This window comes from Phreatobacter sp. (genome assembly GCF_022843985.1).
Lineage (GTDB): Bacteria > Pseudomonadota > Alphaproteobacteria > Rhizobiales > Phreatobacteraceae > Phreatobacter.
The window spans coordinates 31,968-44,429 of record NZ_JALHMP010000017.1; the positions used below are offsets into that span (position 1 = coordinate 31,968).

The following is a 12,462-nucleotide window of genomic DNA, read 5'->3' on the forward strand; positions in this document are numbered from 1 at the left end:
CAAAACCGGGGCGGTTCACGTGTCATAGTTGAAGCCAGTCCAACCGGCCCGGCGAGCGCTGGAACCCAGTGGATTTCGCTTTCTGAACATCTCGGGGCGCTGGAGGTCAGCGGACGGGTAGAAGATGGCCTGTTGGGTCTTGTCCGCCGTGACCAAAACGAGAAAGAGGGGGAAATAGATGCCGCTTTCCATGCGCTCCTTCTGCGGCCCCCAAGCCGCCCCCATCACGCTGCCGGGTATCACGCCGACATCCCGCACCGTCGCCCCTTTGACCTGTGCGAGATAACCGCAGAAGTCGCAGATCAGGTCCGCGCACTTGAAGTTGGTAGGGAGCCTGATGAGGGTCCGACTGCGCTTACAGCGGGGGCATGTGCAGGACTTGGCGACCAGCGTCTCAGCGAACTGACCAAGCTCTTGGCGTGCTGTCGGCATGCTCCCACCTTCGCAGCCATTCTGGACGGTGAGTCGCGATTCTCGGCAAGCCCGCGGCTCTGGGGGATAAGCTCGACGCCCACTGGGGGATAGGTCAGAATTGCTGACCAACTAAGTCGTTGTTGTAAATGAAGATTTCTTTGCAAAAAGCGGCTGGCGCTCCCTACGGGATTCGAACCCGTGTACCCAACGTGAAAGGCTGGTGTCCTAGGCCTCTAGACGAAGGGAGCGAACCGCTTGGCGGCGGCCGGGTTATAGGGGTGTTCCCGGCAGCCATCAAGCGTCCCCGGCGGAAAATCAGCTTGCCGTGATGGAATTCTCCCGCACCACATCGCCCCAGATCTTCATCTGGTCGGCGAAAAATGTCCTCAGTTCGTTCGGCCCGCTGGCGAGGAGCTTGATCTGCTGCGTTTCCGTGAGCTGTTTGGCCGTCGCCGGCTCGCGGAAAGCGGCGGAGAGCGCTTGCTGGAACCGTGCGACGATCGGCCCCGGCGTGCCGGCCGGCGCGAAGACACCCCACCAGGCCTCCGCCTCGAAACCGGCGAATCCGCTCTCCGCCACGGTCGGCACCTGGGGCAGCGTTGTAGCCCGCTGAGCGCCGGTCTGGGCGAGCGGCCGCAGCGTGCCGGCTGTCAGATGCGTGGCGAGGACGGCGACCGAGGCGATCGACAGCGGGACATGGCCGCCGAGCGCATCGTTCACCAGCGGACCGCCGCCCCGGTAGGGGATGTGGTTGAAAGTGGTCGCCGCGCGACGCGCCAGCAGCGTCATGGCAAGATGCCCAAGGCTACCATTGCCGATGGTCCCGTAGGGTACACCACCGGCGCGGTCCTTGCCGGCCTGGACCACGTCGGCGAGGGTGCGAAAGGGCTGCGAGGGATGGGTGACCAGCACCATCGGCGCCGTACCGATCAGCATCACCGGATCGAGATCCTTCACCGAATCGAAGGGCATGTTTGGCAACAGGGTCGGATTGACGGCGTGGGTATCGAAGACGAACAGCCAGGTATTGCCGTCCGGCGCCGCCTTGGCGACGGCATTGGCACCGACGCTGCCGCCGGCCCCGGCGCGGTTCTCGACGATCACCGTCGCGCCGAGGCTGCGCTCCAGGACAGGCTGGGCGAGTCGCGCGAGCGCATCGACCGATCCACCCGGCGGAAAGGGCGCGATGATCCGAATGGTCCCGGAAGGCCAGGATTGAGCCCTCAGGACGGCGGGGGCGAGCGGCGCGATGAAGGCAGCGGCGGTGAGGCCGCGGCGCGTGATGGATGGCATTGGCGTTCTCCCGGTCGATGTGCCGGCGGAGGCGTCGAGGCCCCCGCCCGAACAGGAGTATAGGGCGCGCTCAGGGAATGCGAAGCACCCAGCCTGGCTGGATCAGATCCGGATTGACGATCGGCGGATTGTTGGCCGCGACGATCTTCGGAAATTCCGCACCCTTGCCGTAATGGGTCTCGGCGATCTTCCAGAGCGTGTCGCCCTTCTTCACCGTGTAGAATTTGGCCGCGGGCGTCTCGGCCGCCACGATCAACTGGCTTGTATCAACCTGCGCGACGCCGACTGTATTTCCGAGGGCAAGAATGATGCGCTCGGCCTCTTCCTGCGACTTGACCTGGCCGGACAACTGCACGTTGTTGCCGGACGTGTCGATCTGCAGCTTGCTGGTGTCGAAGCCGTGGCTCGCTACCTCCTGTGTCAGCGCCGGGGCCGGCGCCGCCTGTGCCTCGCTGGCACCCATCAGCTTCTTGCCGACATTCTTAACGAAATCGAAGAAACCCATGCTCTGCTCCTCGCTGCCAAGCCGCTCTTCAAAGGCGACCGGGCGCACACTACCGCCAGCGTGGCGCTCTGACCAGCGGACCTTACGTAAAGCCAGATATCGGATGTGGCGCACCGCAGCATCGCTGGTTGTGGATAAGGCCGATCCGGTGCTATCTACCAGTTGCCGTTGCGGCAGCACCGGAGTGCAATCGGTTTTGTCGGGTGTGCCGATTCCGTATCGTCAGTTGCGTATCAGGTGCGATGTCATGGGTTCTGGGTCAGCGAATGTAACGGCGACAGGCGCCGGGATTGACGACGATGGCCTCGTCGCGCTCGTCCTCTGGCGGCTGCATGATCCCGCCTGGACCCCTTCTTTCCGGGACCTTCTGGAAGATGCCCGCACCTGCGCCAACCCGGCCACCGAGGCCACGACCCTCCTGTCGGTTCTGCGCGAAATAGTGACGGCTGACCATGCGCTGGCGCCACGTGCCAGGTCCCTCGCCATGCAAGCGGTCGAACTCATGGCAGCGCGCGGGCAGGCCCAGGATGTCGCCGCCATGGCCCCGGCCTCGAAGCCCCGGCGCCGGCTCGCGAACTTCCGTCCGGCCTTCTTCGCCGGCTGATCAGCCGGCCGGCGGCGCCGCGGCGTCGATCATTCGGAACTGTACCCGTTCCTGCCCTTGCCAGCGGTTGGTCCCTGCGAAGCCGGCAACATGCAGGGACCGACCGCGACTTGCCGTCAGCATCTGGCCCAGCGGTTGCCCCACCGCACGAAACGCGACTGCCTCCACCGTCCTACCGTCACCACTGCGCAGGCGCGCTCGCAAATGCGCGCCGGCCAGTTCATCGACATGCACGAGCGTATGCGAGGGCAAGACGAGAACGGGCTCGGGATTGCCGGTACCGAAGGGCCCGGCCCGGTCGAGCATGGCGACGAGGTCCAGGGTCAGCGCCGCGGCCGTTGTCGCCGCATCGACGAGGAGGGAGTCCTCACGGCGCGCGCGCGTCACAGCATCGGCGAGATGACCTTCGAGAAAGGCGCGGAAGGCCGCGAGCCGGTCACGCTGCACGGTGATGCCGGCCGCCATGACATGGCCACCGCCCTTGACGAGGATCCCGGCACCGACGGCACGGCGGACGGCGGCGCCAAGATCGACCCCTGCGACGGAGCGGCCGGACCCGGTGCCGACCTCTCCGGTGAAGGCGATCGCAAAGGCGGGGCGCTTGAATCGCTCCTTCAGCCGTGAGGCGACGAGGCCGACGACACCCGGGTGCCAGCCGTTACCGGCGGTCACCACCACCGAGGCCCCCTCCTCCAGCGGCCCGAGCGCTGCCAGGGCCTCGGCCTCGGCCTCGGCGACGGTGCCCAGTTCGACCACCTGCCTTTCGCGATTGAGACGGTCGAGATCAGCTGCGATGCGCTCCGCCTCCAGCGTATCCTCGGTCATCAAAAGCCGCAGGCCGAGGGCCGCGTCGCCGATCCGACCACCTGCATTGATGCGCGGCCCGAGCAGGAAACCGAGATGGTAGGGTGTCGGCGGTCCGTCGAGCCGCGCCACGTCCATGAGGGCCCTCAGGCCGGCATTCTCACGCCGCCGCATCACCACGAGGCCGCGCGTGACGAAGGCGCGGTTGAGACCTATCAACGGCACGACATCGGCGACCGTGCCGAGAGCGACGAGGTCGAGCAGTCCCATCAGGTCAGGTTCCGGCCGTGCCGTCGTCCAGTGTCCCTTGGCGCGCAGATGGCGGTTGAGCGCCACCACCATCATGAAGGTGACGCCGGCAGCACAGAGTTGACTCAGTCCGGAAAGATCATCCTGCCGGTTGGGATTGACGATTGCCTCAACGTCGGGAAGCGTCTCGTCGGCCTGGTGATGATCGCAGACGACCACATCGAGGCCGATCGCCGCCGCCTCGCCGAGCACCTGGTGGCTTGTGGTGCCGCAGTCGAGGGTGACGACCAGCGTTGCCCCCTTCCCCGCCAGCATGCGCAGGGCTTCGGCATTGGGTCCATAACCCTCAAAGATGCGGTCGGGGATATGCAGCAGGGGGTCGAGCCCGGCGGCGCGAAGGAACAGCGCCAGAACCGCTGACGAAGAGGCGCCGTCGACGTCATAGTCGCCGAAGATCGCCACTTGTTCGCCGGTCAGCACCGCCTTGGCAAGGCGTTCGACGGCCCGGTCCATGTCGGTGAGGACGGAAGGGTCCGGCATCACCGCGCGGATCGTCGGTTCGAGGAAGGCCTCCGCCGTGTCGGCGTCGACGCCCCGACCTGCAAGGACACGGGCCAGAATGTCCGGCAAGGCGAGGGCCTGGGTGATGGCCAAGGCCCTGGCGCGCCCCGGCTCATCGAGCCGGTCGCGCCAGGCGCGGCCCAGGGCCGACTTTTCGATGCCGAGAAACAGCCGGCGGCGTTCCATCGGGTCAGTCGAGATGGAATTTCTCAAGCTGGCGGTGCTCGCCGAAGATGCGACGCACGGTGCCGGTCGTCGACCGGTAGACGATGGTTTCGGTGGTGATAAGGTCGGGGCCGAAGACGACGCCCTTCAGGAGGGCGCCGTCGGTGACGCCGGTGGCCGAGACGATCACGTCGCCGGAGGCCATTTCCTCCATCTCGTACTTCTTGGTCGGGTCCTTGACGCCCATCTTGCGGGCACGCTCGATCTTGGCCTCGCTGTCGAGGATCAGCCGCGCCTGCATCTGACCGCCGACACAGCGCAGGGCCGCCGCTGCCAGCACGCCCTCGGGCGCGCCGCCAATGCCCAGATAGATGTCGATGCCGGTCTCCAGCGCATTGGCGGTGTGAATGACACCCGCGACGTCGCCATCGGTAATGAGGCGGATGGCGGCGCCGGTGCTCCGCACGGCCTCGATCAGCTTGGCGTGGCGGGGCCGGTCCATGATCAGGGCGGTGATCTCGCCCGGCTTCACGCCCTTCGCCTTGGCGAGGGCATGGATGTTCTCGACCGGCGAGGCGTCGAGATCGACAACGCCTTTCGGATAGCCCGGACCGATGGCGATCTTGTCCATGTAGACATCAGGGGCATAGAGCAGGGAGCCGTGCTCGGCCATGGCGATGACGGCGATCGAGCCGGGCATGTCCTTGGCGCAGAGCGTTGTGCCCTCGAGCGGATCGAGCGCGATGTCCACCTTCGGACCCTTCTTGGTACCGACCTCTTCGCCGATGTAGAGCATCGGCGCCTCGTCGCGCTCGCCCTCGCCGATGACGACCGTGCCGTCGATGGGCAGCTTGTTGAGTTCGCGGCGCATGGCGTCGACCGCCGCCTGGTCAGCGGCCTTCTCGTTGCCGCGACCGCGCAGGCGCGCGGAGGCCACAGCCGCCCGCTCCGTCACCCGGACGAGCTCCATCGAGAGCACGCGCTCGATGATGAGGTTCTTCGGGATGGAAAGCCCCTGCTCGGCCATTGTGACGTCCTTTTCGCGCTTTTGTCGTGCGTTCAGTTGCGTTCGATGCGGATGACCTGCGGGGCTCCAAGAAGGATGCCGTCCGCGTCCATCGACTTGACGGCGCGGCGGACGGCCGCCTCCGTCGTGGCATAGGTGATGAGCACAACGGGCGCCGGAGCGGCCGCCGCTGCCGGATCGGTTCCGCCGCGCACGGGTCCGGCCCGGCGCTGCACGATCGATTCCAGCGAGATATTGTTCTGCGCCATGCGCGAGGCGATGCGCGCCGCGGTTCCAGGCTTGTCGACGACCTCGAGGCGAATGTAGTAGCCGCCCTCGTGGCGCGTCATGGGCGCACGGCTCGGCTTGGTCAGGGCCGAGACCGGCCGGATGAACGGTGCCGTGCGATGTCCACGCGCCACATCGACGATGTCGGCGATCACAGCCGAGGCCGTCGCATCGCCGCCCGCGCCGGGGCCGACCAGAGTGAGGTCGACAGCATCGGCGTCGATGGCCACGGCGTTCAACACGCCATTGACCTGGGCGATGGCCTCGTCCTTCGGAATGAAGGTCGGATGGACGCGCTGCTCGACGCCGTCGGCGGTGCGCTGCGCGACGCCGAGCAGCTTGACGCGGTAGCCGAGTTCCTCGGCCATCCTCAGGTCGACCGGCTTGATCGAGCGGATGCCCTCGATCGAGATGCCCTTGGTGTCGACGAGCGTGCCGAAGGCGAGGCTGGTGAGAAGCGACAGCTTGTGGGCCGTGTCGAACCCATCGACGTCGAAGGTCGGATCAGCTTCCGCATAGCCAAGGCGCTGGGCGTCCCTGAGGCACTCCTCGAAGCTGATCCCCTCCTCCGCCATGCGGGTGAGGATGTAGTTGCAGGTACCGTTGAGGATGCCATAGACGCGCTCGATCGTATTGCCGAGCAGGCTTTCGCGCAGCGTCTTGATGACGGGGATGCCGCCAGCGACCGCCGCTTCGAAATTGAGCGCGAGGCCCTTGGCCTCGGCCTTACGCGCAAGGGCCGTGCCGTGGGCGGCCAGAAGCGCCTTGTTGGCGGTGACCACCGCCTTACCGCTCTCCAGCGCCGTCTCGACCGCCGCCTTGGCGGGGTCACCGGCTCCGCCCATGAGTTCGACGAAAACGTCGATCTCGGGATCGGCGGCGAGGCTGACGGAATCGTCGCACCAGCGAACCCCGGCCAGATCAATGCCACGGTCCTTGCCGCGCGAGCGGGCCGTGACCGCCGTAACGCGGATGGGCCGCCCGGCGGCTTCGGCCAGGCGATTGTCACGCTTGGCAATGAGCCGGACGACCGAAGCCCCGACCGTACCGAGGCCGGCGATCCCGACTTTCAAGACGTCCTGCATGGGTAATCGATCCGCACTGCCGCGACCACCGCGTCGCGCCGGGCTTGTGCCCGATTTGGCCGGCCAAGGCAAGGAATGCCGGCTCTTGGGGCTCAATCCAGAAGGTGATCGATGCCGCGGATCAACCCTGTAGAACCCCTCACCTTGCGCGCCGCCAGCAGCGTGCCACCGACATAGGGCGCTGCCGAGGACCCCGCATCGTGGCGGATGGTCAGCCGCTCGTCCGGCAGCCCGAAAATTGCTTCGGCAGACAGGACAAAGGACGGCATGCGCACCGAATGGACCTGCACTGCGATGCCGCCGGCATTGACCGCGCCGCCCCGCGTTTCGCGGATGCCACCGAGTTCGTCCACCGGCTTAGAGGTCGGCGCGCCACGAATCGCGGAGAGAATCTCGCCGAGCTCGCGGCCCGTGCCTGACGGCGTGTCGGGCTTCTTGGCGGAGGCATAGTCGATGATCTCGACATCGGGCACATGCCGCGCCGCCATGGTGGCAAAGCGCTTCAGCAGCGATGCCGTAATCGAGAAATTGCCGGCGGCAATCACCCCGCGCCCGGCGGCAACGGCTGCCCGGTCGATCTCTGCATAGTCATCAGCCGACAGGCCAGACGTTCCGATGACCACATGGCGGCCGGCGGCAAGAGCCTCCAGCGTATGGCCCTTGACCACATGTGGCTTGGTGTAGTCGATGACCACGTCGCTCGGGACGGCCAGCGCCTCCGCCAGGCTCGACACGACGGTCACGCCGGTCGCGGCCATGCCCGCGACGTCGCCGGCATCCCGTCCCGCCGACGAGCGCGCCACGGCGGCTGCGAGGGTCAGGTCCGGAGCGGCGGTGACGGCCTTGACCAGCTCGCGGCCCACCCAGCCGGACGTTCCGGCGACGACGATGCGTATCATGGCGGCTCCTGCCGGACTGTCCGCGTCCGGCTCAACGGCTGGCGGCGGTGATGGGAATGACGTTGTGGAGGGTGGTCGCGGCGCCATCGAAGAAGCGCTTCACATTGCGCGCCGCCTGGCGGATCCGCTGCTCGTTCTCGACCACGGCGATACGGACATAGTCGTCGCCGTGCTCGCCGAAGCCGATTCCCGGAGCGACGGCGACTTCCGCCTTCTCGACCAGCAGCTTGGCGAATTCGAGCGATCCCAGCGGCTTGAACTGGTCCGGGATCGGCACCCAGGCGAACATCGAGGCCTGCGGCACGGGAATGTCCCAGCCGGCCTTGCCGAAGCTCTCGATCAGCGCATCACGGCGCTTGCGATAGGTTCCGCGCATCTCATGGATGCAGTCCTCGGGCCCATTCAGGGCGGCGGTCGCCGCCACCTGCACTGGGGTGTAGGCGCCATAGTCGAGATAGCTCTTGACCCGCGCAAGGGCTGCGCAGAGACGCTCGTTGCCCACCGCGAAGCCAATGCGCCAGCCGGCCATCGAGAAGGTCTTCGACATGGAGGTGAACTCGACAGCCACGTCGAACGCGCCAGGCACCTGCAGGATGGACGGCGGCGGATTGGCGTCATCGAAATAGACCTCGGCATAGGCAAGGTCGGAGAGGACGATCAGGTCGTGCTTCTTCGCGAAGCGCACCAGTTCGGCGTAGAAGTCGAGGTCGGCGACCTGGGCCGTCGGGTTCGACGGGTAGCAGGTCACCACAGCGATCGGCTTCGGGATGGAGTGCTGCATCGCCCGCTCCATGGCCCTGAAATACTCCTCGTCGGCGGTCGCCGGCACAGAGCGGATGACGCCGCCCGCCATCAGGAAACCGAAGGCGTGGATCGGGTAGCTCGGATTGGGGCAGAGCACGACGTCGCCGGGCGCGGTGATGGCCTGCGCCATATTGGCAAAGCCCTCCTTCGAGCCGAGCGTGGCGATAACCTGCGTGTCGGGGTCGAGCTTGACGCCGAACCGGCGCGCGTAATAGGCCGCCTGGGCGCGCCTCAGGCCCGGAATGCCCTTCGAGGCTGAATAGCGGTCGGTGCGCGGCTTGCCGATCGTCTCCTTGAGCTTCTCGATGACGTGCTCAGGCGCCGGCAGATCGGGGTTGCCCATCCCGAGGTCGATGATGTCGACGCCCTTGGCCCGGGCGGCGGCCTTCACCTTGTTCACCTGCTCGAAGACATAGGGCGGCAGCCGGCGGATGCGGTGGAACTGGGAGTGGGTCATCGGTGACAGGTCGCTCGGGCGGCAGGCCTTGCCGCAAGGGGCTTGCCTCGTATCACATTGCAATACGGCTTGGAACGGGACGACCGTGCGATCCCTGCCGTCTTTCGTCCTAGTCGCGGTCGCTTTCCGCCGGATCGATGGCCGGGCGGGCGCCGGCTCCGGCCCCGCGAACCCGGCCTTGCCGTTCGAGCCGTTGCGCCATGGCAGGCGTGGTGCCGGCACGGGCCGCCTCAAGCTCCTGACGGCGGGCGGCCTGCTCGGCCGGCGTCAGAAGTTCGGGCGTCTCGGAGGAACGTGGTGGCGGCGCCACGCGATCGGGGGGCGGGAGACGCGCGATCAACAACGCAGCACCGTAACCCGTCGCCCGGATCGGCGCGGGATACCAGAGGCCGCCGCCAGCGACCGGCGGCAGGGGCGTGGGCTGCGAAGGGCCATAGGGCGAGGGATAGCCGTCATTGGCGTGCTGGCAACCGGCGAGCGCCAGCGCGGCGAGCGTCACGACAACAAGGCGTGGCGCGGCGCGGTCGACCAAGCGGCGGGATGAAACTGCCATAGCGCTCTCCGAGGGAAGCCGCACATCTTTTGCTTGGCGGCCACCGCATCGCCTTCCTAATATGCTCAGATGAAAAAGTGGACCGATTTCGTAATGGACGAAAGCGGCGATTTTCGGAGGGACGCTCATGGCGAAACGCGATTCGGGCAAGCCGAAGTCGCCTAAGGCCTCGCGGAAAGCGCCCTCCCCGCAAGATGAGGTCGCAGCGGCCCCCCGGATGAAGAAGAAAAAGTCCGGCAAGCGGTCGAAAAAGCGGGACGCCGCATCCGCACGCCCGGCCGAGCCCGTAGCGCCCTTGTCCCAAACAGTGACGGCAAAGGCGGCCGAGGTCACGCAGGCAAGGACCAAGATGCCAAAGGCCGGCAGCCCCAAATCCGGGAGCACGAAAGCCGCCGCACCCAAATCGACGCAGCCCGTGTCGAAGACGGAAGCAAAGGTCGCAATCTCCAGGATCGAACCCTCCGGGAGCAAAACATCGACGATTGCGCCATCCCCCAAGCGCAAGCCTGCGGCAACAGTTTCCAAGCCCGCTAACGCCAGACCCACCCCCGCCAAGAGTGCCGCCACCAAGAGCGCCACCACCAAGAACGCCACCGCCAAGAACGCCACCGCCAAGAACGCCACCGCCAAGAGCGCCACCGCCAAGAACGCCACCGCCAAGAACGCCACCGCCAAGAACGCCACCGCCAAGAGCGCCACCGCCAAGAGCGCCACCGCCAAGAGCGCCACCGCCGAGAGCACGGCGCTGCGCATCGCCGCGCCTGCACCGCCCGCCGCGGCGGCCAAGGCACCCCCGGTTGCGGTGCCGGTAAAGCCCGTCGCACCGTCAACTTCGCCACGCCGGGCCGTGCCCGCCGCGCGCTTGCCGCTCTCGACCCTGCTGGGCGAAAACCGTTCCGAGAAGAGCGCGGCCCCGATCCCGCCACCGGAACCCGCACCCGTCACCGTCGCACCGAAAGCCGCCGCGCCTGCCCCGGAACCGGCTGGCGACGACCCCTTCCGCTTCCAGGCCATGGATGTCGAGCGGCTGTCCTCCAACATTGCCAGGATGGTGGAGCTCGGCGGCAAGGCACTCGCCGCCTATCTCAAGCCGCGCGAGGCTGGCGCCCACCCCGCCGATTCGCCGGACGGCGTCGCCGACGTCGCCAAGACTCTCGGCCATGTCGCGGAATTCTGGCTGAAGGACCCGCAGCGGGCCATCGTGGCGCAGACAGAAATCGCCACCCGCTACATGGACCTGTGGACGCAGTCGCTGAAGTCCATGGCGGGAGAACCCGCCGAGCCGGTGGCCCGGCCTGACCCGCGCGACGCGCGGTTCAAGGACCCGCAATGGGAGAAGAACCCGTTCTTCGACTTCCTGAAGCAGTTCTATCTGGTGACCACCCATCTTGCCGATAAATTCGTCACCGAGGCCGAACTCGACGAGCACCTCAAGCACAAGGCGGCCTTCTACGCCAAGCAGATCGCCAACGCGCTCTCGCCGTCGAATTTCGTCGTCACCAACCCGGAACTGTTGCGCGAGACCATCTCGTCCAACGCCGAGAACCTCGTGCGCGGGATGAAAATGTTCGCCGAGGACGTGGAGCGCGGTGGCGGCGACCTGCGCATCCGCCAGTCCGACGACAGCCAGTTCGCGCTCGGCCGCAACCTCGCCATGACGCCGGGCAAGGTGGTCTACGAGAATGACCTGATCCAGCTCATCCAATACGAACCGACGACCAAGGCCGTGGGCAAGGTGCCGCTGGTCATCGTTCCGCCCTGGATCAACAAATTCTACATTCTCGATCTCACCCAGGAGAAGAGCTTCATCAAATGGGCGGTCGACCAGGGCCTGACAGTCTTCGTCGTGTCCTGGGTCAATCCGGACCAGCGCCACGCCACCAAGAGCTTCGACGACTACATGCTGGAGGGACCGCTATCGGCCTTCCGCGTGGCCGGCGAGATCACCGGCGAGGAGAAGGTTCATACCATCGGCTACTGCGTCGGCGGCACTCTGCTGGCGGTGACCCTCGCCTACATGGCGGCGAAGGGCATCGACAACGTCCAGACGGCGACCTTCTTCACCACCCAGGTGGACTTCACCTATGCCGGCGATCTCAAGGTCTTCGTTGACGAAGAGCAGATCCAGAGCCTCGAGAAGCGCATGGCTCAAACGGGCTATCTCGAAGGCAAGGCAATGGCCAATGCCTTCAACATGCTGCGCTCCAACGACCTGATCTGGAGCTATTTCGTCAACAATTACATGAAGGGCAAGCAGCCGATGCCCTTTGACCTCCTCTACTGGAACGCCGATTCCCCCCGCATGCCCGCGGCGAACCATTCCTTCTATCTCCGCCATTGTTACCTGCAGAACGATCTCAGCCAGGGCCGGATGCAGGTGGCGGGCGAGACCCTGGACCTCAAGAAGGTCAAGGTGCCGGTCTATAATCTGGCCGCCCGCGAGGACCACATCGCCCCGGCCCGTTCGGTCTTCATCGGCTCGCAGTGCTTCGGCGGACCGGTTGACTATGTGGTGGCCGGATCGGGGCACATTGCCGGCGTCGTCAACCCGCCCGCGAAGAACAAATACCAGCACTGGACCGGCGGCAAGCCGGAGGGCACCTTCGAGGACTGGATCGCCGCAGCCAGCGAGCATCCCGGTTCCTGGTGGCCGCATTGGCGCGAATGGATCCGCAGCCACGACGGCGCGGAGGTTGAGGCGCGCCGCATCGGCTCCAATGCCCATCCGCCCATCGAGGACGCCCCTGGGCGCTATGTGAAAGTGAAGGACTGACA

At 66.4% G+C, this 12,462-nt stretch carries 11 protein-coding genes and 1 tRNA gene; 2 read left to right on the forward strand and 10 right to left on the reverse strand.

What is annotated here, in order from left to right; all coding sequences use genetic code 11:
- Nucleotides 1–15: 15 nt before the first annotated feature.
- From Q0C57_RS13005 to lysM, 4 genes are all read right to left on the reverse strand, one after another.
- Complete coding sequence (locus Q0C57_RS13005) at nucleotides 16–432, reverse strand: DpnI domain-containing protein (RefSeq protein ID WP_296576858.1); 417 nt, start codon at nucleotides 430–432, stop codon at nucleotides 16–18.
- A 154-nt stretch (nucleotides 433–586) separates the two neighbouring features.
- Nucleotides 587–662, reverse strand: a tRNA-Glu gene (locus tag Q0C57_RS13010).
- Between the two features lie 67 nt (nucleotides 663–729).
- Nucleotides 730–1,707 carry a tripartite tricarboxylate transporter substrate binding protein gene (locus Q0C57_RS13015; RefSeq protein ID WP_296576859.1) on the reverse strand — a complete coding sequence of 326 codons (978 nt, stop codon included), beginning with the start codon at nucleotides 1,705–1,707 and terminating at the stop codon, nucleotides 730–732.
- A gap of 70 nt (nucleotides 1,708–1,777) precedes the next feature.
- Nucleotides 1,778–2,326, reverse strand: coding sequence for a peptidoglycan-binding protein LysM (gene lysM, locus Q0C57_RS13020; protein ID WP_296576860.1), 549 nt, complete (start codon nucleotides 2,324–2,326; stop codon nucleotides 1,778–1,780).
- On the opposite strand from lysM, the gene Q0C57_RS13025 reads away from it, so the two are divergent.
- The gene (locus Q0C57_RS13025) at nucleotides 2,316–2,816 is read left to right on the forward strand and encodes a hypothetical protein (protein WP_296576861.1); all 501 of its coding nucleotides are present in this window, start codon (nucleotides 2,316–2,318) and stop codon (nucleotides 2,814–2,816) included. The genes lysM and Q0C57_RS13025 overlap by 11 nt on opposite strands.
- On the opposite strand, the gene recJ is transcribed toward Q0C57_RS13025, so the two are convergent.
- The 6 genes from recJ to Q0C57_RS13055 all read right to left on the reverse strand — a co-directional run bounded on the left by recJ (nucleotide 2,817) and on the right by Q0C57_RS13055 (nucleotide 9,687).
- Entirely contained in the window at nucleotides 2,817–4,616 is a 1,800-nt protein-coding gene (gene recJ, locus Q0C57_RS13030; protein WP_296576862.1) for a single-stranded-DNA-specific exonuclease RecJ, read from the reverse strand.
- A gap of 4 nt (nucleotides 4,617–4,620) precedes the next feature.
- Complete coding sequence (glpX, locus tag Q0C57_RS13035; protein WP_296576863.1) at nucleotides 4,621–5,622, reverse strand: class II fructose-bisphosphatase; 1,002 nt, start codon at nucleotides 5,620–5,622, stop codon at nucleotides 4,621–4,623.
- A gap of 32 nt (nucleotides 5,623–5,654) precedes the next feature.
- Entirely contained in the window at nucleotides 5,655–6,974 is a 1,320-nt protein-coding gene (locus Q0C57_RS13040) for a homoserine dehydrogenase (protein WP_296576864.1), read from the reverse strand.
- A 92-nt stretch (nucleotides 6,975–7,066) separates the two neighbouring features.
- Nucleotides 7,067–7,873 (reverse strand): 4-hydroxy-tetrahydrodipicolinate reductase, encoded by an 807-nt coding sequence (gene dapB / locus Q0C57_RS13045; protein WP_296576865.1) that lies wholly within the window; start codon nucleotides 7,871–7,873, stop codon nucleotides 7,067–7,069.
- Between the two features lie 31 nt (nucleotides 7,874–7,904).
- Nucleotides 7,905–9,134, reverse strand: a complete 1,230-nt coding sequence (locus Q0C57_RS13050; protein WP_296576866.1) for an LL-diaminopimelate aminotransferase — start codon at nucleotides 9,132–9,134, stop codon at nucleotides 7,905–7,907.
- A 109-nt stretch (nucleotides 9,135–9,243) separates the two neighbouring features.
- On the reverse strand, nucleotides 9,244–9,687 hold the full coding sequence (locus Q0C57_RS13055; protein ID WP_296576867.1) for a hypothetical protein: 444 nt from the start codon (nucleotides 9,685–9,687) through the stop codon (nucleotides 9,244–9,246).
- 1,012 nt (nucleotides 9,688–10,699) lie between these two features.
- Between Q0C57_RS13055 and phaC the strand changes: the two genes are divergently transcribed.
- Nucleotides 10,700–12,460: a class I poly(R)-hydroxyalkanoic acid synthase gene (gene phaC, locus Q0C57_RS13060; protein WP_296576918.1), complete on the forward strand. Its 1,761-nt coding sequence runs from the start codon at nucleotides 10,700–10,702 to the stop codon at nucleotides 12,458–12,460.
- The last annotated feature ends 2 nt before the right edge of the window (nucleotides 12,461–12,462 follow it).